15 protein-coding genes are annotated in these 22,577 nt (G+C 58.8%); 8 read left to right on the top strand and 7 right to left on the bottom strand.

The features are described from left to right. Positions 1 to 21: 21 nt before the first annotated feature. The 7 genes from Mal15_RS24390 to Mal15_RS24360 all read left to right on the top strand — a co-directional run bounded on the left by Mal15_RS24390 (position 22) and on the right by Mal15_RS24360 (position 10,880). Positions 22 to 819, top strand: coding sequence for a protein-L-isoaspartate(D-aspartate) O-methyltransferase (locus tag Mal15_RS24390; protein ID WP_233902997.1), 798 nt, complete (start codon positions 22 to 24; stop codon positions 817 to 819). 49 nt (positions 820 to 868) lie between these two features. Continuing rightward, on the top strand, positions 869 to 1,981 hold the full coding sequence (locus Mal15_RS24385; RefSeq protein WP_147870144.1) for a cytochrome-c peroxidase: 1,113 nt from the start codon (positions 869 to 871) through the stop codon (positions 1,979 to 1,981). Positions 1,982 to 2,148: 167 nt separating this feature from the next. Then, positions 2,149 to 4,497 carry a PAS domain S-box protein gene (locus tag Mal15_RS24380; protein WP_147870143.1) on the top strand — a complete coding sequence of 783 codons (2,349 nt, stop codon included), beginning with the start codon at positions 2,149 to 2,151 and terminating at the stop codon, positions 4,495 to 4,497. A gap of 1 nt (position 4,498) precedes the next feature. After that, positions 4,499 to 4,864: a response regulator transcription factor gene (locus tag Mal15_RS24375; protein ID WP_147870142.1), complete on the top strand. Its 366-nt coding sequence runs from the start codon at positions 4,499 to 4,501 to the stop codon at positions 4,862 to 4,864. A gap of 490 nt (positions 4,865 to 5,354) precedes the next feature. Further along, positions 5,355 to 7,982 (top strand): TolC family protein, encoded by a 2,628-nt coding sequence (locus Mal15_RS24370; RefSeq protein ID WP_147870141.1) that lies wholly within the window; start codon positions 5,355 to 5,357, stop codon positions 7,980 to 7,982. 91 nt (positions 7,983 to 8,073) lie between these two features. Then, positions 8,074 to 9,594 (top strand): efflux RND transporter periplasmic adaptor subunit, encoded by a 1,521-nt coding sequence (locus Mal15_RS24365; RefSeq protein ID WP_147870140.1) that lies wholly within the window; start codon positions 8,074 to 8,076, stop codon positions 9,592 to 9,594. Beyond that, complete coding sequence (locus Mal15_RS24360) at positions 9,591 to 10,880, top strand: ABC transporter permease (RefSeq protein ID WP_199773724.1); 1,290 nt, start codon at positions 9,591 to 9,593, stop codon at positions 10,878 to 10,880. The genes Mal15_RS24365 and Mal15_RS24360 overlap by 4 nt, the downstream gene beginning before the upstream one ends. A gap of 339 nt (positions 10,881 to 11,219) precedes the next feature. Here the strand turns inward: Mal15_RS24360 and Mal15_RS24355 are convergent, their stop codons facing one another. From Mal15_RS24355 to Mal15_RS24330, 6 genes are all read right to left on the bottom strand, one after another. After that, positions 11,220 to 13,520 carry a peptidase gene (locus Mal15_RS24355; protein ID WP_147870139.1) on the bottom strand — a complete coding sequence of 767 codons (2,301 nt, stop codon included), beginning with the start codon at positions 13,518 to 13,520 and terminating at the stop codon, positions 11,220 to 11,222. 92 nt (positions 13,521 to 13,612) lie between these two features. Next, positions 13,613 to 15,019: a DUF1501 domain-containing protein gene (locus tag Mal15_RS24350; RefSeq protein WP_147870138.1), complete on the bottom strand. Its 1,407-nt coding sequence runs from the start codon at positions 15,017 to 15,019 to the stop codon at positions 13,613 to 13,615. 38 nt (positions 15,020 to 15,057) lie between these two features. Next, positions 15,058 to 16,965 carry a DUF1553 domain-containing protein gene (locus Mal15_RS24345; RefSeq protein WP_167547020.1) on the bottom strand — a complete coding sequence of 636 codons (1,908 nt, stop codon included), beginning with the start codon at positions 16,963 to 16,965 and terminating at the stop codon, positions 15,058 to 15,060. A 21-nt stretch (positions 16,966 to 16,986) separates the two neighbouring features. Further along, a complete protein-coding gene (locus tag Mal15_RS24340; protein WP_147870137.1) occupies positions 16,987 to 18,201 on the bottom strand; it encodes a Rid family hydrolase in 1,215 nt (404 codons plus the stop codon). A 19-nt stretch (positions 18,202 to 18,220) separates the two neighbouring features. After that, positions 18,221 to 19,030, bottom strand: a complete 810-nt coding sequence (locus Mal15_RS24335; protein ID WP_147870136.1) for a PP2C family protein-serine/threonine phosphatase — start codon at positions 19,028 to 19,030, stop codon at positions 18,221 to 18,223. Positions 19,031 to 19,384: 354 nt separating this feature from the next. Beyond that, complete coding sequence (locus Mal15_RS24330) at positions 19,385 to 19,663, bottom strand: hypothetical protein (protein ID WP_147870135.1); 279 nt, start codon at positions 19,661 to 19,663, stop codon at positions 19,385 to 19,387. A gap of 187 nt (positions 19,664 to 19,850) precedes the next feature. Between Mal15_RS24330 and Mal15_RS24325 the strand changes: the two genes are divergently transcribed. Beyond that, the gene (locus tag Mal15_RS24325; RefSeq protein WP_147870134.1) at positions 19,851 to 21,131 is read left to right on the top strand and encodes a hypothetical protein; all 1,281 of its coding nucleotides are present in this window, start codon (positions 19,851 to 19,853) and stop codon (positions 21,129 to 21,131) included. Between the two features lie 136 nt (positions 21,132 to 21,267). On the opposite strand, the gene Mal15_RS24320 is transcribed toward Mal15_RS24325, so the two are convergent. Further along, positions 21,268 to 22,569, bottom strand: a complete 1,302-nt coding sequence (locus Mal15_RS24320; protein ID WP_147870133.1) for a serine hydrolase domain-containing protein — start codon at positions 22,567 to 22,569, stop codon at positions 21,268 to 21,270. Positions 22,570 to 22,577 lie beyond the last annotated feature (8 nt).

Raw genomic sequence — 22,577 nt, 5'->3', positions numbered from 1 at the left:
TCGGGAGAGGATCAAAGTCTGATGACGAGATACGCTTTCCGACGGACACATCATTGGCTTGCCACGCTGGTTTTGTTGTCCACCATGACCTCCTGCGGCGGAGCACCGGAGAAGACGTTGCCTAGCGACCCGACGAACGCAAACCGCACGCCGGAAAACGACGACGGCTCGGCCGCCCAGGACCGGGTTTACGCATCACTGCGTGCCAAGATGGTCGATTCGCAACTGGCCGGCCGCGACATCCGCGATCAACGTATTCTCGATGCGATCCGGCGGGTGCCGCGACATCGGTTTGTCCCGCCGGGTTCGCGAGGTGATGCGTACGCCGACTCTCCGCTCCCGATCGGCAACGGCCAAACCATCTCCCAGCCCTACATCGTCGGCTTGATGACGCAGTTGGTCGATCCGCAACCGGAGGACCGGGTGCTGGATGTCGGGACCGGATCGGGATATCAGGCCGCCGTCTTGGCGGAACTGGTCCGGGACGTCTATAGCATCGAGATCGTGGAGCCATTGGCCCGCGAAGCGGCCGAGCGATTGAAAACGCTCGGCTACCAGAACATCCATGTGCGGCACGGTGACGGTTATGCCGGCTGGCCGGGCGAGGCTCCGTTTGACGCGATCGTTGTCGCGGCGGCTCCCGATCATGTTCCGCCGGCGCTTATTGAACAACTCGCCCCCGGCGGCAAGCTGGTGATCCCGATCGGAGATCGATTCCAATCGCTCGTTTTGATCGAAAAACAAGACGACGGATCGGTGACGCGGCGGAATGTGGCACCGGTCATGTTTGTTCCCATGACCGGCAAAGCGGAAAAGTAGTTTGGGGTATACTGTCGGGCATTGACCACTTGCCGCTAGGAGCATTGCGATGAAACCGTTGGGATTGAAACGCGTCGGGTTTGCCGCCCTCTTGTTGATCGGAGGGCTTTCAACATGCCATCCGACCTCGGCCGTCGAAGCGGTCGACTTGGAAGCAGCCAACCCGCTGTTGCCGATTCCCGATCCGCCACTCGGAATCGGCGGCGAAAAGAATCCTCCGGCAACGCTGTTGGACTTGGAGAACCCTCCGACGCCGGAAACCGTTCGCTTGGGGCGATGGCTGTTTTTTGACAAACGACTTTCGGCCGACAACACGGTCGCCTGTGCGACCTGTCATCGGCCGGAAAATGCATTCTCCGAACCGACCCCGGTTTCGGAGGGCATCCAAGGACAGAAAGGGGGGCGGAAGGCACCGTCATTCACCAATCAAGCCTGGGCGACGCTTCCCCACTTCTTCTGGGACGGTCGGGCCGGGTCGCTGGATGAACAAGCCGGCGGTCCGATGATCAACCCGATCGAGATGGGCCAAAAGGACCACGAGGGCGTCGTCGCGAAGATCGCGGCGGTCAAGGGCTACGCGAAATACTTTGAGGAATCCTTCGGATCACCGGAGGTAACGATCGAGCGGATCACCAAGGCGATCGCGGACTATGAACGGACGCGGATGAGTGGCAATTCCGCCTGGGATCGTTATGTGGCCGGCGATAAAACGGCTCTTTCGGACGACGCCAAAAAAGGACGCACCCTGTTTTTCGGTAACGGATTCTGCAACAACTGCCACAAGGGGCCGAACCTGACCGACAGCGATTTCCACAACCTGGGCGTGGGCTGGGACGCGGAAACCGAGACCTTTGCCGACGAGGGTCGGTACGCCGTGACCAAGGATGAAAAAGACAAGGGCGCCTTCAAGACCCCGTCGATTCGTGACGTCAGCAAACGCGCCCCGTACATGCATGACGGCTCGATGAAAACGCTCGAAGAGGTCGTGCGGTTTTACAGCAAGGGTGGCACACCCAATCCCTACCTGGATCGAAAAATCGACCGCCGTTTCGCCGAACAACTGGACTTTACCGATGCACAAGTCCGTCAATTGGTCGAATTCATGAAATCGCTCGACGGAGAAGGCTACCAGGACAAGCCGCCGGCGGCATTTCCGCAGTAGGGACCGGGTCGGGGGAATGGAACTGGGAACGCCTGACCGATTCGGTTCGGGAGGGTACAAATGAGACCAACGATGCGTTCTAGGGCTGATTCGGCGGTTGCGGTAGTGATGGACCGGCGTCGCTGCGAGTTCGATTCATTCCAGCGTGTGATGGAGTCTTCGGCAGGATGAACGAAACATCGTCCAATCGACCTGCCAGCCTGCTACGTTGGGGCGCAAAGACCCATCTGCCCTTGCGGATCTTGTTGCCGTTGTGTTTGATCGCCATGGTGGTCGCCCACACCGCTTGGTCACTGTTTTCACTTCGCTCGCAGATCATCGACAGCACCAGTCGCGAGGCGGTGATCGTTCTGGAACGAACGATGAAGCATTTGGTGGGATCGATGGAGCGGGCGGCCCGTCGCGACGAACTTGCAATGATGCAGGATTCGTTGGTGTCGTTAGGGACGGATCCCGAAATAAAGATGGCGGTATTGATCGATGACGACGGTGACGTGACGGTTTCGATGCGGCCCGGCGATCTTGGACATCGTTTTTCCGAATCGATCCCCCATCCCTACCGTGACGTCCCGGTCTTGCAACCCGAATCGCTGACGGAGGTGCGATCGTCACCGACCGACCGCACGGTGCGACTGGACGACGGGCACACGATCATCGCGGTTCATCGCGTCGACCTGTCGCCCCATTGGGATCTTGGGGACTCAGCTCAATCCCGCTCGGGTCCTGTCGGGCTGTTCGTGGTGCTTCGTGACATCCATCCGACGATCCAACGGGCGACCGACGCGGTGTCGCGTCAAGCATTCGGAACGCTGGCGGTGAGCTGCATGATCGCGATCGCCCTGGGGCTGTTCTTGCATTTTCGGATCGCCAAGCGACTGGAGCGGTTGGCAGAGATCACGCGCATCGTCGGGGCGGGGAATCTGGACGTACGGACCGGCATGACGGGCGACGACGAAGTGGCGGCGCTCGCCCGCTCGCTCGATCGCATGGTCAACGATCGTGGGATCGCCGAGCAGTTGCTCGGCGTGCAAGCGATGATCCTTGCCCACGTCCACGATGCCGTGATTTCGACGGATCTAAATGGAAACGTCGAAACATGGAACGAAGCGGCGACACGATTGTTCGGGTACTCGGCCGAACAGGCTGTCGGTCGCGACATCGATTTTCTGTTCTTTCCCGAAAGCACGGTCGATTGGAAAGAGCACCTCATGCAGCCGAAAACCGAACACCCCAACGACGACCTTCAACTCGGCTTGCGACGCAACGATGGCAGCGAAGTTCTCGTCGCGCTGCGGTTGTCGCTGATGCGCAGCGATGACGGACACCCGCTCGGAATCATCGGCTGCTGTAACGACATCACCGAGCAAAAACGGGTTGAATCCAAGCTCAGCGAAAGCGAAACTCAATTGCGGGAGAAGCTCGCCGAGTTGGAGCACCTGTATCGGACCACGCCGATCGGGTTGTGCATGATGGATACGGATCTGCGATATCGCCGCATCAACGATGAACTGGCAGCCATCAATGGACTGCCCGCCGAAGACCATCTCGGACGCCTGTTGCGCGACGTCTTGCCTGACATTGCCGACAGCATCGAACCGATCTATCGTGAAGTGATCCGCACCGGACGGGCCAAACGCAACTTCGAGGTGGAACGTCCGCCGGTCGATGGGCAAGGCCAATGGTCGTTCTTCCTGGTCAGCTACCACCCGCTCAAGGATGATACCGGCCGGGTTCGAGGTGTCAGCACGGTTGTCAAAGACATCAGCGAGCGGCGCCGCGCCGAAGAGCGGCTGCGCAGCAACGAAGCCCAATTGGCGCACGTTTCACGCCTTTCCACCATGGGCGAGATGGTTGCCGGGATCGCCCACGAGATCAATCAACCCCTGTACGCGATCGCCAACTACGCCACCGCGTGCAAACAGCTGATGCGGACCCGCAGTGACGGCTGGGAAGATAAAATCCGGTCCGGGATGAGCAAGATTGCCGATCAAGCGATTCGTGCCGGTGAAATCATCAAACGCCTGCGCGGATTTGTTGCCAACACCAAAACCGCCCCCTGTCCGATTGATCTCAATGAGCTGATCGAGGATACCGTCGAACTTCTGTCGTTCGAATCCCGACGTCTGGGTGCCGACGTGACGCTGCAACTCGATCCCGAGCTTCCCGTCGTCGCCGGGGACCGGATTCAGATTCAGCAAGTGCTGGTGAACCTGATCCGCAACGCGTTCGAGGCGATGAGCGAGCATGAACGTGACCGGCGCAAACTCCGCATCTGCACGTCCAGCCGCGATGGCGAAGTCTCCGTGTCGGTCAAAGACTCCGGCCCCGGAATCGCACTCGACGTCGTGGACCATTTGAAAGATCCCTTTTACACGACCAAAGCACATGGGTTGGGCATGGGACTGGCCATCAGCCAAACGATCGTCGACGCACACGACGGACACCTGCGGATCGCATCGGATGACAGCGGCGCAGAATTCTGTATCGCCTTTCCCACCCTCCAAATGAGCAGCTGAGATGACGGATCGATCGACCGTATTCGTAGTCGATGACAATTCTTCCGCGCTCAACTCGGTGTGTGCGTTGCTGACCGCCTTCGATCTCCCCGTCGAACCGTTTGATTCCGCTGAAGCATTTCTGGCAGGGTATGACGCTTCCCAGCGCGGATGCCTGTTGCTGGACGTCCAGCTCCAAGGGATCGGCGGCCTGGAGCTCTTACGGCAACTCCGGGCGAACGATTGCGACTTGCCCGTCATCGTGATCAGCGGCAACGCGGACAAGCAAGTGGTCAAAGTCGCGACCGAATTGGGCGCATCGCAAGTCCTCCATAAACCCGTTCCGCCGAATGAATTGGTGGACGTGGTCAAACAGACGCTTCATTGAAATCAATCGCCCACCGGTGAAGAACGTCGAACACCGATCGTCTGAATCTGGCAAAACCATCGGGCCAGAATCCCAAGGCCGACTCCACACACCCTCTCAACGCCCCATCATTCTGCCTCCCCATCATTCTGCCTCCCCATCATTCTGCCTCCCCATCATTCTGCCTCCCCATCATTCTGCCTCCCCATCATTCTGCCCCATCGTTTTGCCCCCATCGTTTTGCCCCCATCGTTTTGCCCCCATCGTTTTGCCCCCATCGTTTTGCCCCCTGTCGGATTGCCAACCTTCCCGACATGCGCGCAGCTGTCTCAAGTAAAAGACCGACGCCACGGCTGTGCCCGCTCTGGCCGGCCAGAGCAGCTTAGGTAACCCGCACAGTCGCCCAAATCTCCCGTTGCCGATCCGTTTGGATTCTCCCGATTGCGTCGATCGGCACAACGTTTCAGCTTGTTCGGTCGATAGGTGTTGTATCGGCGCGTGGATCGTGGCAATGCAAGCAATTTGGGAACCGAATCGCATGGGGCATCAACCCGATCTCCAAGACCGTCGGAAACGCAGCGTCGGAAATCGCCGGAGCGAAGGGCAGCCACTCATCGGCCTGCTGCTGTTGGCTTGTTTCGGATCTGTGATCGGATGCGCCCGTTCCGGGTACCGCCAGGCCGCCGATTCCGAAGCGTATTGTCTGGTCAAAAGCCGCCAATCGGATCCACGTTGGTCGATCCCCCATCGCGCCGTGGAGCCGCGGCGCCGGTCGCGCATGTACGTGGCCAATGAACAGGATTGCGGCCCCAAGCCGCCGGATGATTTGGCAGCTCATCGTTACATGACCCTCCCCGATTGCAAACCGGTCGCCTACTACGATCAAATCCCGACCCGAACGCACGTGGAGAACCCGGTTTGGCTGGACTACCTGCCGCGCAACGAAGACGGGAGCGTGAAGCTGACACAATCAATGGCGATCGAACTGGCATTGCTACACAGCCGCGACTACCAGTCGGAATTCGAGAACGTCTATCTGACGGCGCTGGAGTTGTCGGGCAATCGATTTGAATTCGACACCCAATGGTTCGGCGGTTTTGGGACAACGTTTGCCGCGACCGGATCCGACTTGGGTGGCGACCGGATCCTTGCCCTTTCGGACCGATTGGGATTCGGGCGCAATCTGGCCGGCGGCGGCCAGTTTGCCACCGAAGTGCTGAACGGCCTGTCATGGAATTTCGGTTCCGGCGGGGTCCAATCCGGCTCGGCCGCAATCATTTCGACCTTCACCCAGCCGCTGTTGCGTGGAGCGTTTCGTCATGTACGGCTTGAAAGTCTGACCCAGGCGGAACGAAACCTGCTCTATCAAGTCCGTGACTTTGCTCGGTTCCGGCGACAATTCTATGTGGATTTGACCGAGAGCTATCTGGGGTTGTTGACCCAAAAACAAGCGATCCGAAACACGCAAACGAACGTCGAAAACCTGCGTCAGAACCTGGAAGAGCACAAGGTTTATGCGGCGTTGAAGGTCGTTTCCCAGGTCCAGGTCGACCAAGTGTTTCAACAATACCAGAACGGCCGTCGCACGCTGTTGGCGTCGGAACAACAGTTGATCACGTCGGAAGACCAATACAAGTTCTCGCTCGGATTGCCGGCCTGGGTGACATTTGAAATCGACGAATCCCTGTTGAAACAGTTCGAGTTGGTCGACCCGGAATTGATCACCCTTCAAGACCAGGCGCAGCAGTTGTTCGAATCGCTGGTCCAATTCCTGCCCCCATCGCGGGCTCCTGCCGAATCGCTGATCGAGTTGTTTCAACAGTACAGGCAGCTTCGTGAGCGCGTTGCCACCGTCTTGCCGGAGGTTGAGTCCGATTTTCAGATCTGGCGCGAGCGGATTGCCAGTCTGGACACATCCAGGCTGAGCGAAGACGATCGGTTGGACATCGAACAGCAAGAACAACTTGCCGAGCGTATCGAAGCAACATTGGCTGACTTGCGAGCCGGCCTGAGCGATCGGGGGGAAGAAGACGCCCGGCTAAAACGCCAATTGACCGAATATGAAACGAATCCTCCCAAAGCAGAGGAACAGAACGAGGAGCAGACCTTGGAAGAGATCCTCAGGGGCGTCGAGTCCTTTGAGGAGGTTAGGATCGAAGACATCCTTCCCGACGAAACGGATGACATTGCCATCGTCGCATGGAAGGCATTGGAAGAAGCCATCGGACGCAAGCTGCGCGAAGAGATCGCGGAACTCTACGTCGCCCAGACACAGGTCAAACTGTTCTTGATTGACATCGAACCGCTCACCATCGGATCGGAGAACGCGATCACGTTTGCGCATCAAAACCGCTTGGATTTGATGAATCGCAAAGCCATCGTGATGGATTCGTTTCGACGTGTCGAGGTTGCCGCTGATGCGTTGGAAAGTGATCTGGATGTCACCGGCGGCGTGACCATCGGAAGCGACGCCGATAGCAACAGCCCCTTCAAGCTCGACTCGGCAAACAACAGGTATTCGCTGGGCGTCCGATTCGACGGCCCCTTGAATCGGTTGAACGAACGCAATACGTACCGGGCGTCACAAATCGCCTATCAACAAGCCAGTCGAAATTTCATCGCGACCAAAGACAGCATCGCCAACGAGGTCCGTCAGGTACTGCGTCGGCTGGAATTAAGTCGCTTGAATTTCCAGATCGCCCGTCAACAAGTCGTCGCGGCGACCCGTCTGGTCGACCAGGCACAAATCGATCTCCGCCGCAGCTCCCAGGCGGATTCGAATCTCACGATCGTTCTGCTCCAAGCCCTCGAAGGCATGCTGGATGCGAAGAACAGTTTGATCGTCAATTGGGTCCAGTATCGGGTCCAGAAAATGCGACTGTTCGAGGCGTTGGAATTGTTGTACCTGGATGAAAATGGAGTCTGGGTCAACGAATCCTCCGGGCTGGCAATGCTGCAGGATTTCCAGGCGATTGACCCGGAGTACTTTCCGCCGCAGTGGCACTCGTCCGACCAGACCGAGGCGGTGTTTCAGGATCTGCCCCGATTGCAGACAGAAGCTCTGCCGCTGCCGTTGCCCGAGCCGAGTGGCCCGGGCGAATCGAAGCTGGACGAAATCGAATTAGAACCGGCACCGTAATTAATTCGTTGGGTCACGCCTGATCTTCGGTTAGACTGGGGGGTTCCCCTGTCCATTCCGAAATCGAATTGGAACCCTGTGACCGTCGACGATGAGAAAGGTCCTTAATCTCGCAATCTTCACTGTGGTCTTGTCTGCCGTCGGCTACGGGATGCTGCAAGTTCCCGGATTGTTCGCTGCGACAGACGCCGAGGCCGACGCAAGTTCCACCTACGTCGTCCAACGCCGGACCATTGAAGATCGCGTGGTCGAACGGGGAACGGTCGAAAGCCAAAAGACCATCTACGGCAAATGTGAAATCCCCGGCCGCAACAAGATCACCTTCATCGTCCCCGAAGGAACCGAGGTCAAGAAGGGCGACAAGGTTGCCGAGTTCGAAACCACCGAAATCGACAAAGATATCAAGCAGAAGGAAGTCGAAATCAACGAGGCCAAGGGAACGTTGGCCGAAGCCATCCAATTGTTGTCGATCAAAGAAGATGAAAACGCCACCAACATTGCCGCAGCCAAACTGGCGTTCGACATCGCCAAGATCGATCTGCTGAAATACGAAAAAGGCGACTTCGAATCCGAAAAGGCCGACTTGAACCGGGCCATCAAGGAAGCCGAAGCGGAATTGGAAAAGGTCCGCGATGAAAAGAACAACATTGAGATCCTGGTCAAAAAAGGTTATCGGACTCCGCAACAGTTGCTGGAGTACCAATTGCGAGAACAGAACTATCAGTTTCAAGTCGAACGCGACAAACAGAAGCTAAAAGTCTTGGTGACCTATGATCGGGAGAAAAAGCTGACGGAATTTCGTGGCAAGGTGGACGAGACCGACCTGAAATACTCGCGTGCCAAGAAGACCGCGATGGCCGAGACGGCCAAGGCCAAAGCGGCAATCTCCAACGCCGAATCCGCCGTCAAGATTCTCGAGCAACAACTCGCCGAACTTCAAAAACTGCTTGACAAATGCACGCTGATCGCCGAGCAGGACGGCACCGTCGCGTACGCGAACGAACGATGGTATGACGCTTCGGATCGGATCCGCGAAGGCACCGAGATGTATTCCGGACGCAACGTCTATTACCTGCCCGATATGACCCGGATGCAAGTCAAGGCGAACGTGCATGAGTCGGTCGTCGACAAGATCACCAAGGGACAAAAGGTCGACATTCGTTTGGACGCGTTCTCCGAACGCAAACTCAGTGGCACCGTGTCGAAGGTTGCCGGGATGGCGGCGAGCAGCTATTCGAGCGTGCAGAATTATGAAACCATCATCGTGATCGACGAACTGCCCAAGGAATTGGCGATCAAGCCCGGCATGACCGCCGCGGTCGACATCTTGGTCGGCACCTACGAAGACGTGGTGACGGTCCCGGTCGGTGCGATCACCGAACATTTCGAACGCGCTTACGTCTACACGGTCGACGGAAACACGACCGAGCGCCGCGTCGTCAAAACGGGTCGTTCGACTCATTCGTTCGTCGAAATCGTCGAGGGGTTGCAGGTCGGTGAATCGGTGGCGCTCGACGCTTACCAGCGTGGCATCAGTGACTTCGCCGACGTCGAAAAAGAAGCCGGTCAGGCGTCCACTTCCAGGACCGAGACGCCGGGGCCGCAAGCGTGATCGGTGGCATCCTGGGACGTTATCGAGCCATCGTCTGGACGTCGCTGCGCGGGGTCTTGATGCACAAATTGCGCTCCCTGCTGACCGTGCTGGGGTTGGTGTTCGGCGTCGCCAGCGTGATCGTCATGCTGGCCGTTGCCGAGGGTGCCAGCCGCCAGGCACAGAAACAGATCGAAGCCCTCGGCGTCAGCAACATCATCCTTCGCAGCAAGAAACCCAGCAGCAGCGAGTCGGACATCAATTACCGGGCCTGGGAACAGGAATTCGGGCTGACCTACGGAGACCTGCGCCGCATCGAAGAAACGATCACCGCGGCGACCAACGTGACCCCGCTGCGTGAATTCCGCCAAGAAGCCCGCTACGGGGCTCAAGTGCTGGACGCTCGGATCGTCGGCGTGTACCCCAGCTATTTTGAATCCAACAAGATCAAAATCGTGCTCGGCCGTCCCATCGAACCGATGGACATGCAGCGGCGCTCCAACATCTGTGTGGTCGGCGAAGACATTGCCAAAAAGATCTTTCGCGGCCGATCACCGATCAACAAGACCATCCAAGTCGACAACCAGCATTTTTTTCGTGTCGTCGGGGTCCAGGAGTACAAGACGCCGTCGGCCGGCGTCGGGTCCAGTCTGTCCGCAGCCAATCTGAACGAAGACATCGTGATCCCGTTGACCACCGACCGCAGTCGAATCGGTGACGTGATCACGCGGCGACAACAAGGAAGCTACACTCGGCAGCGGATCGAAATCAGCCAGATCACGGTCGGTGTGATCGACCGTCACCACGTCAAACCGGTCGCCAAAGCGCTCGAAGGCCTGCTGGCCAAGTACCATCCGGAAGAAGACTATTCGATCACGATCCCATTGGACCTGCTCGAACAGGCCCAGGCAACGCAACGGATCTTTAACTTTGTGCTCGGCGCGACCGCCGCTATTTCGTTGCTGGTCGGCGGTATCGGCATCATGAACATCATGCTGGCCAACGTGAGTGAACGCACGCGAGAAATCGGTATTCGCCGCGCGCTGGGCGCCAAACAAGCGGACATCGTGTTTCAATTCCTGATCGAAACCGCGTCGCTGTCCCTGTTCGGCACCCTGATCGGCGTGATCGTCGGCTTGGCCGCGCCCGCACTGGTTGCGTATCTGTCAGGGATGGAAACCGTCGTCACCGTGTGGTCGGTCGCCGTCGCCGCAATCGTTTCACTGTCCGTCGGAATCGTGTTCGGCATCTATCCGGCGCGGCAAGCGGCAAAACTGAATCCGATCGAAGCACTGCGGCACAGTTGATGGCGGATGCCCTTGTTGCGACCCTCGCTGGAAGGAGGGGGCAAAACGATGGGGGCAAAACAATGGCTGGTGGGAGGAAGATGGCAGAATGATGCGGGGCAGAATGATCGGTGACTGGAGATCGCCGGTCGCATCATGAAGCGATGGGTTCAGGAGACGATGCCGATCACATGCCCCCATCATCCTGCCCCCATCGTTTTGCCCCCATCGTTTTGCCCCCATCGTTTTGCCCCCATCATTCTGCCCCTTCATCATTCTGCCCCTTCATCATTCTGCCCCTTCATCATTCTGCCCCTTCATCATTCTGCCAACTCCTCCCCATACACCCGCCCGCATCCCCTACCGACTTCCCCTTTGCCCAATTACTTCGAAGGGCAGCGCCGGCAAAAACCCGTATTCGGTTCTCCGCGGTCGCGGGGCCGGATCGGATTCGGTCGGCTCGGGGGTAAACTCTTTGTAGACGCTGAGCAACAGATTCCCGCGAGCGCCCGGGTCAATTTCCTCGGCCGACACGTCGAATTTAATCGCAGCTCCCATCACGGGGTCTGCAACGATCGAGGCATCGATTCCATCCGGAGCGTCATGCAAATCGACGTGCAACTGATCGACGGGCGCACGGTTGGCGTCCAGCATCACGTTCAACAGCGACGCCCCTTCGCGCGGCAATGAAATTCGATCCGACGGCATCGCGATCGACAGCGGCATCGTTGCACCGGGGCGTCCGCTGACGATGACATTCCAATCTTCGACGGGAACCAGGTGATACCAGATGAACGCCTGCATCATGTTTTCTGCGGGGACGGCCGGACGAATGATTCTGGCTCGGCTGCGCAAGCGTCGCGGCGCCGCCCCCTGCATCTGCAATTGAATCGGTTTTCCACTTAACGTCCGAGGCACGGACAATGTCATCCGCACCTGATCGGATTCTCCAGGAATCACACCGCCATCCAGGCGAAACCCCGGTGGCGGATCGACCAGCGACAACTCGATGTCTTGGTCGAAACCATCGCTGCGCAATGCGAAAACCGTGATCGGCACGACCTGCCCGGCGCGGGCCATGATCGTCGACGGTGTCACGCGAAGCTGATAATCGGCCTGCGGAGACCGCAATTGAAGACGGTATCCAAAATCGGGACCGCCCTTGCCTTGTGCATCGCTGACGGTCAAAAAGTAGTCGACCTGCGACCCGATGGAAGCTTCCAAGTGCGAATCGGCATGGTGGGTCAACATCGCCTGTGAAAGATCTTCATGATCATCATTGAACGCGATCTCATTTCCGTCGGCATCGGTCAACGTCAACATGGAATCCAGCGGCGACCCCAGGCGACGCGCATGAATTTCGGCGATGATCCGCCCGGACGCGTTGATCCGATACACGTCGCGGTCGCCCGGTTGCTCGATGCGTCCGTTGATGGTCATGCGTGTGGACACCTGCTGTGCGGTAGCCCGATCGTCATTGGTGGCTTCTTCGGAAACCTCTGGCCAATGATCGATCTGCAGCGGGAATCGAACCACGTGGTCACCCTGGATCGAGGAGTACCAACGTTGTGGGCGGTACTCCTGCCGCGACATCGTTTGGATCGTCTGCTCGGTTTTGGTCAGATTCCAGCCACGCAACTGAATGGTCGATTCTGATTCCACGCGAGCGCCCAGCGGAAAGACGCTGGTGACCAGCGGAAGCTCGCCGACCGTGATTCGATACACGAAATCCTCGCGGCCGCGATACAGCGCGTCGCGGATTTCGAGCGTGTACCGGCCGTCATGAGGAACTTCAAAATACAGCACCGGGTCTTGGCGGAAATAGAACGAATCCGCCGACGCGACCTCCTCACCAGACGCGTCGACGATCACCGCGACCGCTTGAAACCATCCCGGGACGGCATCGGCCAGGTAGGGGATCACGTCGCGCGCCGCGACTTGAATCACCAGTTTCATCCCCTGCTTTGCCTCCATTCGAAAACGGTCCACATCGCCGGGCATGATTTGGCCGTTGATCACGATCGGGAACCGCCCGGTGACCTCGGTGGCCACGATGTCGTTCGGTTCCGATTCGCGGACTTCGATCCAACGATCGATGTGAAACCAGATCGGGTTAGAAATCGAGTTCTCGCCCAGAAAACGCAACTCCCGTTTCCCCGGCTCGGCCTCAAGCGCAACGGTCAATCGCAACGTGACCTGCTCTTCGAGCTGGTCATTGGGTTGACGCTTGGGGTCTCGGTCGCGCCGGCGATAGATCTCCATCTCGCGAAGTTGTTCCTCGGTGATGCCAGCGGCCAGGGCGATTTCCTGGTCGGTGGGGTTTGTCGCGTTGCCCCGCAAGACGGCCTGCCCCACCAGCCGTTCGCGTGCCTCGCGAAACTTCATGTTCAAATTGTTGTACTCGCCGGCGGTCATCGGGCGGTACCAACGAACGATTTCCGCCTTAACCCCTTCACCGGACACGTCGACTTCAGCGGCGTCCTTGAGGAATTGACCGCCGACCATCACCTCGCAGGTCATCCCACGCTCGCAACCGGCCGGGTAGACGTATGCCAAGTGCGGAGCGGCGCCGCGGTTCTGCGCTCCGACCGACGGAGAGAGCGTCGCGATTAGGAGCACCGCCAACGAGCGGGCGACGAACAGGGGCTGGTTGTGTTTCATCTTCACTCGGCGAGCCGTTGGGATTCGGGTTGTTGCTTTAAGATCGACAGGCTGGAAACCTCTCTCATTTCGTTTCGGTCTCGGCGGGACGATCACGTGATCTCATCGAGCCGTCCGCCGCTTTTCATTCCCTCGTCCGCTCCGGGCGTCGCGCGAACAAACTCGCCCATCGGATGCGGCAAACTCGCTTCGGGGTCGATGCCCAGCAATTCGTACATCGTTCCGATCAGATCGCCGGGATAAACCGGTCGGTCGTGGACGGTTTCGCCGCGGGCATCCGAAGCGCCGACGACATGACCGCCGCGGAATCCGCCACCGGCGACGAGTGACGAGAAAACAGCGCCGAAGTGATGTCGACCACCGTTCCACGGCGGTTCGGATGCGACCTTGGGGGTGCGGCCGAATTCGCCGATGCACCACACGATGGTGCTGTCCAACATCCCGCGGTCATCCAGATCCGCGATCAACGTCGCCAATCCCCGATCGAGTTCGGGCAGTTTGCGTCGCATCGACGGAAAGTGATCCTTGTGGGTGTCCCACCCGCCGTGGTTGATAGTCACGAATTTGCAACCGCTTTCGATCAATCGCCGCGCCGCCAGACAGGACTGGCCGAACCTGGTGCGACCATAACGGATCCGCACCTCGTCGGATTCCGTGTTCAAATCAAAGACTCTCCCGGCATCCCCGACGATCAAGTCATAGGCGTGTTGCCGCGATTGGGCCGCCAGCGACAAACCGGGCCGGTCGGGGATCAGGTTTCCCAGCGAGTTCATTTCGCGGAGCAGCCGGCGTCTTTCAAGCTGTTGTTCTTTCGACAGATGCGGCGAAATGATCCCTTCCACGGCGAATCTGGCCGCGTTGGGGTCACCGCCGGTGGCGAACGGTTTGTACTTGATGCCCATAAAACCGGCTTCACTGAACCGACCTTGGGGGCTGGTCAACACGATGTACGGCGGGATCAGATTCTCTTCCGCCCCGGGCTCGGTTTCTGGAAACCCCTTGAACGCCGTCACCACCGCGCCGGCGGCGGGATAGACCAAGCGGCCGGGCATCCGTCCGGTTTGAGTCAGGTAGGAAGCCGTTTCGTGACCGTTGACGCCGTGGGTCACACTGCGAATCAACGAATACTTGTCCGCGACCTTGCTCAGTTCGACCAACAACTGCCCGACGTGGATTCCGGTGACATTGGTCGCACTGGTGGTCGTCAATGGGCCGGTGTAGTCGCTGCCCGAATCGGGTTTCGGATCGAAAGTGTCGGTGTGTGGCGGGCCGCCGGACAACCAGATTTGGATCACGGCTTTGGCCTTTGCCGCATCCAGTTGCCGCGCCGGCGTGTCCGCCGCGGTCGCGGTGGTTTTCGCTGTCCCGCCATCGGCGGCGGCGCGGTGTGCGGAGATCAATTGTGACGCCATCATCAATCCGGCGGCATTGACTGCGCCACCGTGAATGATTTGGCGGCGGTGGAGCATCCCGCAACGGGCCGGTTGTCTTTGGTTCATGCTCGTGTCCTTCGGTTTTCAGGATGCTCGCCCCAGATTCAATGTCGGAACAGGAATTCATCACTATTGATCAGGATCCAGGCAAGCTCTTGCGCTCCGCTCGGATCGTCACAGAGTGCACCTGCCGTGGTGAGTTCATTTTCGTTCGGTCGGCGAGACAGGACGGCCAAATAAATTCGCTCGGCGGTGTCCCAACGGTCGCGGCCCTGGGAAACCAAACTTCGGATACCCGGACCACGATCGATTTTGTTGCGGATATGGTTGGAGTTGAGCAGGTGCAATGCTTGGGAAGCCGTCAGTCGGTTATTACGTTCGGAAACCAATCCGGTGTCGCGTGCCGGGCGGCCGAACATTTCCAAGAAGCTGCTGGTGATGCTGCCGTCGGGCAAACGGATCGCGCGATGATGGTCCGGCAAGAACGTAAACGGTTCCGGGATGATGCTCATGTAGGTTTCGGTCGTCCCGGTGATCTGGCAAATCGCGTCGATCAGAACTTCGGCGTCCAACCGACGAGTCGGGTAGTAGGCAAAATGCGTGGCCGCGGCATGGTCATCGGATTGCGGAATGCACGACATCTGGTAGGCGCTGGAGTTCAGGATCAGCCGAAAGACATGCTTCATGTCGTAGTCCGACTCGATCAACTGTCGCGCCAGGGTGTTCAGCAGCGGCAGGTTTGCCGGCGGGTTGTCGTGCCGCACATCGTCTGGTGGATCAACGATGCCGCGTCCGACCAGCCAGTACCAAATCCGATTGGTCACGGCACGGGCGAACCAAGGATTGCGGCGATCGGTCAGCCAGTCGGCGAACACTTCGCGTGGATCTTGATCCGGCGGAATCGTGACCGACACGCCGCTGGGGTACAGGGCGCCGACGGCTTGATTGGGATCGGCTCCGTTGCGCCGCGGATCAAAGAAGACGATCTCTTCCTTCCATTCGCCGGTCGGTTTGTAGCCGACCTTGCTGAAGAACTTTCCCACGCCGACACGTTTCGACTGCGGCCAATGGTCGGTGCGTTCGCCGAGAAACGTCAATGCGACCACGTGCGAAATCGCCTCGGGTTCTTTGCTCTCGAGCGCGCGATAAAAGTTGACTTGCGGTGTGCGGAAATTGCTACCCGAGGAAGTCAGCAACGCACGTGCGAATCGATCGTAGGGCAAGTTGTTGTGCAGTGACCGGCGGATCCAGCGGTGATAGGCCTGGGCGGCGGCCGGCCACAGGTTGACCGGGAACTCCGCTTTGACACGCAATACATCGCACCACTTCATCGCCCAATAGTCGGCAAACTCCGGTCGCTGGAGCAATTCATCGATCAGCGTCTTGCGTTTGTCCTCCTGATGGTTGTCCAAGAACGAACGGGCTTCGTCCACCGTCGGAAGAGTTCCCAGGACGTCGATGTAGACGCGGCGGAGGAACACTTCGTCGGAACACAGCTTGGCAGGCTTGATGCCAAGCGCGATCAGTTTCCGAAAGACGTCATCGTCGACGGCATTGCGGCCGTGGATCGGGTCGATGCTTTCGTAGATCTCGCGGAGATCGGGAACCGCAGCGGGAACGGAGCGGCCCAGACCGGAGGCGGTGACCATCGTTGCCGCATTGGTGGATCGGGCAGCACCGCGACCGTTCGAGTCGGCTCGGGCCAACAAGCGTCGGTCGTCGGGGATTGTACGGAGACTTAGTTTCGAGGATTCAGAGGCTCCATGGTCCGGTGGCATCGTCGCCGACCGAACTGCGGCGCCCGCGACGCGTTGATCCGTCGCTTGCGCCGACAGACTTGTCGGCGGCGGGGCGGTCAGCCACCAGACCAATCCGCTCAGGACGGTGATCGACAGGGACGCGGCACCGGCCAACAACCAGATCGGGCTCCAAGGTTCTCGGTGTCGTCGAAAACGGTAGTTCCGTATTCGAATGACTCCGAAATCTTGGGGTCCGAAGGGGCGGCTGGACATCACATGCCTTCTGGGAATCGACTAGGGCGAATGGGTCACGTCAGAGAAAGCGACTCCTTCGATCTCGACCAGCAGATCGGGACGGCACACGTCGGCCACGGCGTAGATCGCCGGCACGGGTCCGAATCGGGATTCGACGATCGCCCGACAGGTCTGATAGTCGCGTGGATGTTTGACATAAACACGAACCTTGGCCAAATCCGTCAACGCGGCGCCCATTCCCGCCAGCCCGTGCTGCCGGAAGTTCTTGTCGCTGATCAAGTTTTGGATGTTGTCGATCGTCTGGTGGGTCTGCTTTTCGACGTCGCCCGAATGAACGGTTTCCGAATCCAGAATACTGGCCGTGCCGGAGATCCAGGTGGTCGCATGGTCGCCGATCTTGACGGCCATCGCGCGTGAAAACAGCGGGCTTCGAGGCGAGTACTTTCGTGCGTAGTCAAACGCCGACGTTTGGCGTGGGTTTTCCAGCGGATGCAGCGAGACATCGTCGCGACTTGTCTGCAGCCCCAGGCAACTGACAGTCATTCCGGGGCCGGCCATCCCGATCCCGGTGCTGGCCGGGTAGAACGCCTGCCCGTCGCGCGAGGTGTTGATTTGCCCGACCGATTCCAGCTGTTGAAAGAAGTCGGCACGTGCCCGGTTCAGTTCTCGATAACGTTCGATCGTTTCCCCACCAGCGTCTCGTTCCGGCTGGGTGATGCCGCCTTGGTACAACCAGATTCGGCAGACGTCGTTGAAGGTCGCCCCGACATGCCGCAGCCGTTCGGCCAGCAAGCCAAAGCAGTGTTTCGCTTCATCGTAGGCACACGTGGCGTCGTGCGGCGATGTGATGCCGGCGACGTAGATCCAGCGGAGCTGATCGTAGGTGACGGTGACCAGGTCGGGCAGCGGGAAACAGACTTCGATTCCGTCGCCTCCCAACGCCCAGGCCTCGATGGCCAGTGCTTGTCCCGCACAAGGCGGTTGGATCACAAAGCTGGTCGCCGGGACACGGTCCCGGTAGTACGCTTTGAACAGGTTCCCGAGTGTGTCGATGTCTTCGACCGATCGGACAAATACGGTCTGCTTGGTCAACGACATTTCGACCGGTTGTCGGTTCAAGATGTCCCGGATCGTCGAAATCGCTTCCCGGGCTTGGTCGATCGGGCTGCCTTGGTTGGGCGGCGTGATCATCAATGCCACCCGTGTGACGTCATCCAATTGGACGACGCGGTGCTGCTGCTGGCTCATTAACATTGCTTCATCGTTGCCCGTCTCATGTTTGGAAGACGACGCACGAGACGTTGTCGCGCGCCTCGCGATCGATCGCCGCCATGATCAGTTGATCGACGCACGCTTGGGGGTCCGAACACGACCGCATGATCTGTTCGATTTCGTCATCGGTCAGCTCGTCGGTCAGCCCATCGGAAGTCAACATGACCAAGTCGCCCTCGGCGATCTGCGCCGACCGCAAACGCGGCGAATGCTTGAATCCCTGCACGCTGATTCCGTTGGTGACGATGTGACGCCAACGGTGAGACCGAGCCTCGTCTGCACTGATGATGCCGGCATCCACCATGTTCTGGACCAACGTTTCATCCTTGGTCAACCGCATCAATTTGTTTCGCTGCAGCAGGTAGACGCGGCAGTCGCCGATATTCCCGTAATACATTCGCCCGCTGTAGACAAACGCGGCGGCCAACGTGCATCCCATCTGTTCATATTGGCAATGCTTTCGCGCGACCGCTGACATTTCGCCGACCGCCCAGTCCAGCGAATTCCCGTACGCTGCCTGGATCCCGGAATACGTGAGCGTGTGTTCGAACACGCTATTCCGCCAGACCGACGGGATCGTCTCCACCGCAATCTGACTGGCCATCGCCCCGCCGTGATGGCCTCCCATCCCATCGGCGACCAAGTACACCTGACTTCGATCGCAACGATAGACTCGGTCTTCGTTGTAGTCGCGACCGCCGCAAACCGATGCGGCCGCCGAGCGAATCCCGAGCGATTCACTACCGTATTCGACACAAGCCGCATCGTCGACGAAGTGGCAATCAAGTCGCTGAAAAGTGGAACTGGCCATCGCGCAATCGTCCTTTCGATAGAGAGGGGGGACTCTATCAAGTGCACTAATGGTGCCAGACGAATCGGTGGTGCCAAAGTAAATCCGCGACGCGTGAAATCATTCGAGTTTCACGCGCGATCACGCCAAGCCTGTGACATTTTGTCAGCCCGCGACACCTGATCTCTCCGCGGGCGTCCCGCAAGTCGGTGCAGCAGACGAGGCTCACCCACCCCAACCCCGTGCCGCATTGGCACATCCGGGGTGCACATCAGCACGTGCGGAAGTGACACTTGATCATTCTGCCCCGCATCATTCTGCCGTCCCTCGGCTTCCCCGGCGTCATGACAGGACACCGTCGCCCGGTTGCCTGGGCTAATGCCCAAGTTCATGCGTCTGGGGCAACCGATGCAGCGGTACCCGGCGCCGCCCGATCCGCAGAACATCATCCAGCGGCACGGAGCGGACATGCTTTGCCGGGGGCACGATCACATACATCCGGTCCGCATCGACGATAAACTGCCAGGGGGCCGTGACAAAAATCGTTTCGCCTTGAACCAGTTGGACCGCGATCGGAGCGAAGGGGGTCGCCCGCTGTAGCTGGCGGAGCATCCGCACAAGTTGCAGCTTTTTCTCGCAATTAGGCTGATTCATCGATCCCATGGGCAAAGATCTCGTGCGCGTCGGGGAATCTTGATTGTACCGTCCGCGTCGGAAATTCCCCAATCCGCCTTTGATCGGCGCCCGATTTCACCGCGCAACTCGGCCTTCCTTTTGTCTCCGCTGGTCCCGGCGTTAAGATAACCAGTGCAACGTTCCCCCCTGCCCACCAAGGCCCCCCATGCGACGCTTCCACCCGTGTTTGACGCTTGCGGCGATTGTGATTTGCTGCTGTGGTTGCGAAAAAAATCCACTCAGCGGCATGTTCGGCTCGGACGAATCCACCGACGGCGACGTCCAAGCCGAGGTGGTCGAGGGTGCGGATGCACCGTCCACCCTGGCCGTCGTCTCCGAAACGATCGATGACGCACAGCTGCGCAAACGCCTCGGCGACCTGTTCGAACGTGTCCTGCCGACGCTGGAGGAGACGCGTGAGTTGGTCGATCGACACGCCGCCCTTCCCGACAGCTCGGTCATCCCGTTCAAGTTGGACAAACAATCCAACTCCGCACAAATCAATGAGTTGCTCGATCAGGCGATCGTCGCGCTGAGCGTCTCGGAAGTCAGCGATTACCGCAAACGGATTCGCGAAGCCAACGAAGCGATCGCGCAGGCCCGAACCAACATCGCCGACTACCGCCGCCAACGGGTTTCGGCGTCTTGGGCGAAGGACCAAAGTCAGCTCGACAAGGTCAATCCGTTCGAACTTTCCAAAGAAGCGATCGATGAGAGCATCGCTGCCGAAGAGAAGGAGATCGAACGCCAGACCAAAACCCTGGTTGAATTGAAAAAGACCTTCGCCGAAGAGCTTTCCAAGATCGGAGTCGAAGTCGACCAGGAGGGCGTCGAGTCGCTGCTGTCCTCGGTCTCCGGCGATGACATCGTCACGATGGCCGTGGTTTTCGACAACATCAAACACGTCACCGTTCAATTGCAGGAGCTGACCGAAAAGAGCGGCGAAGCACTCGATGTTTCGAAACGCTACTACGGGATCTACGTCGTCATGATCCACGTGATGGATCGGATCCAAAAGACATTCGTTCGCGATGTCAATGAAAAACACATCCCGAAATTGAACGAGTTCGCCGCCCAGGCCAAGCAGAACATCAAACAGGCCCGAACCTTGATCGAAGTCAGCGGCGGTGATCGAGAAGTCCTGGAAGCCAACATCGCCTCCAACGAACTGACGCGTGAAACCGCCAGCCTGTACATCGAGTACCTCAAACGCAACGCCGCGTTGATCGAAAAGGAGAACAAGCTGGCGCAGAAAAAACTGGCCACCGCGATGAACACCTACGACACCGTCAAACTTTCCAGCGACGTCGCGGCGTTGATGAACACCGGCCGCCGCGATTTCGAAACGCTGATGAGGTTGAAGGTCCCGTCGCTGCGTGAATTCAACAACGCCGCGATCCGCAAGGAGTTCGAACGGATGACGTCCGAGCTGCGTGCCGGAAGGTAGTTACCCCTGCCGGCGGAAAGCGTCACGGTTTGTTGAATTTCCCGTATCCGGTCAGCGAGCGGCGCCGATTCACCGTCAAACGCACCACGGGCCACTGGCTAACGCCGCGTGCTGGCATTACCGCGTGCGGCAACGATCAGCGGGAAAACGCCCGGTAGGTCGTCGTGACGCTGCGGAACAACCCGATCGACGGAAACAACGGTTCGGCGATCAAATCCAACTTGCTATAGCCCTGCTTGATCGGATCCTCTCCGGCGTCGACGCGGTCGATCACGATCCCCTCGATTTCTCCGGCCAGTCCGCGCGTGTTGCAGTCCGTGCTGGAATTGGTCATCACTGCGACGGCCAAGCCACGATTGGGGTACAGCGACAGGTGGCAGCGCGCCTTGGTTTGGACGCCGCCATGTTCGACTTTAAAGTCCACGTCACTCGCCGTGCCTTGACGGATCCGCCAACCGAGCGCGCGGTTTGTCAACGCACCATTTCGCAGCGGTTGCGGCGACCACATGTCCGCTTTTTCGCCAGGATTCAAAATATCGTTTCCAAGAATCGCGATCGCGAAGCGTCCCATGTCCTGGACGGTCGAAATAAACCCGCCGCCGGCCAGCTTCCACGACACGTCGTCGTCACGATTATCGCGAGTCGGCTCGCCACCGTCGAGCAAATACCCGACCGCCCGCCGCGGTGCCGGATTCCAAAGGGTATCGGGACGCAACGTCGTCATGCCGGCCGGTTCGGCGATCAACATCTGTGTCAACTGATCGAACGAAAGCCCCATCTTCTGTTCCAACACGACGCCGGCCAAATTGAAAGCCGGCGTGGAGTAAGACACACGCGTGCCCGGCAAATCAAGTAGCGGGTTGTACTTCCAGTACTTCAACGCCCACTCCATTCCGGGGTTCGTGCTGGGGTCAGCGGCCAACCAGGCAGGTGGCTCCGGTCGGCTCAACCCGTTGCTGTAGTGTTGAATCCCCGACGTGTGGCTGAGCAGTTGCCGCATCGTGATGACGCGACGAGATTCGGGAACACTTTGCCCGTTGTTTAGATCTCCGCCGACATAATACTTGTAGGGCACCTTGTAGCTGGGGTAGTAGTAGGGGACGTTCACATCCAGGTCGACGATTCCGTCACTGTCGGCCATCACCGCCAAAATTCCGGTCAGGGTCTTGGAGATCGAAGCCCATCGAAATCGCGTTGCCTTGGGATCGACATAGATATTCGCTTCGCGGTCCTCTTTTCCGTAGCCCTTCAGATAGACGATTTCGCCGTCATACACGACGGCCAATCCCATCCCGACGACCTTCGTGTCGGTCAAATAATCATCCACCGCTTTCTCGATGTCCGGATCACCGAAATAGATCTTGGCGGGCTCCTGCGCCCAACCGAGTGCGCCCGCGCACATCATCAATCCAACCAAAACAACTCTAAGAACCACCATGGCTTCCA

It is taken from the genome of Stieleria maiorica (assembly GCF_008035925.1).
Lineage (GTDB): Bacteria > Planctomycetota > Planctomycetia > Pirellulales > Pirellulaceae > Stieleria > Stieleria maiorica.
Note: the sequence above shows the minus strand (reverse complement) of the source record. Positions and strands in the feature narration are given on the sequence as shown.

What these genes read in the sequence shown, in the direction of transcription:
- Mal15_RS24390 (WP_233902997.1), top strand. Translation starts at nt 22, where the DNA reads ATGACGAGATACGCTTTCCGACGGACACATCATTGGCTTGCCACGCTG.
- Mal15_RS24320 (WP_147870133.1), bottom strand. Translation starts at nt 22,569, where the DNA reads ATGGTGGTTCTTAGAGTTGTTTTGGTTGGATTGATGATGTGCGCGGGC.
- Mal15_RS24365 (WP_147870140.1), top strand. Translation starts at nt 8,074, where the DNA reads ATGAGAAAGGTCCTTAATCTCGCAATCTTCACTGTGGTCTTGTCTGCC.
- Mal15_RS24335 (WP_147870136.1), bottom strand. Translation starts at nt 19,030, where the DNA reads ATGGCCAGTTCCACTTTTCAGCGACTTGATTGCCACTTCGTCGACGAT.
- Mal15_RS24380 (WP_147870143.1), top strand. Translation starts at nt 2,149, where the DNA reads ATGAACGAAACATCGTCCAATCGACCTGCCAGCCTGCTACGTTGGGGC.
- Mal15_RS24385 (WP_147870144.1), top strand. Translation starts at nt 869, where the DNA reads ATGAAACCGTTGGGATTGAAACGCGTCGGGTTTGCCGCCCTCTTGTTG.
- Mal15_RS24350 (WP_147870138.1), bottom strand. Translation starts at nt 15,019, where the DNA reads ATGAACCAAAGACAACCGGCCCGTTGCGGGATGCTCCACCGCCGCCAA.
- Mal15_RS24325 (WP_147870134.1), top strand. Translation starts at nt 19,851, where the DNA reads ATGCGACGCTTCCACCCGTGTTTGACGCTTGCGGCGATTGTGATTTGC.
- Mal15_RS24370 (WP_147870141.1), top strand. Translation starts at nt 5,355, where the DNA reads ATGCAAGCAATTTGGGAACCGAATCGCATGGGGCATCAACCCGATCTC.
- Mal15_RS24345 (WP_167547020.1), bottom strand. Translation starts at nt 16,965, where the DNA reads ATGTCCAGCCGCCCCTTCGGACCCCAAGATTTCGGAGTCATTCGAATA.
- Mal15_RS24330 (WP_147870135.1), bottom strand. Translation starts at nt 19,663, where the DNA reads ATGAATCAGCCTAATTGCGAGAAAAAGCTGCAACTTGTGCGGATGCTC.
- Mal15_RS24375 (WP_147870142.1), top strand. Translation starts at nt 4,499, where the DNA reads ATGACGGATCGATCGACCGTATTCGTAGTCGATGACAATTCTTCCGCG.
- Mal15_RS24355 (WP_147870139.1), bottom strand. Translation starts at nt 13,520, where the DNA reads ATGAAACACAACCAGCCCCTGTTCGTCGCCCGCTCGTTGGCGGTGCTC.
- Mal15_RS24340 (WP_147870137.1), bottom strand. Translation starts at nt 18,201, where the DNA reads ATGTTAATGAGCCAGCAGCAGCACCGCGTCGTCCAATTGGATGACGTC.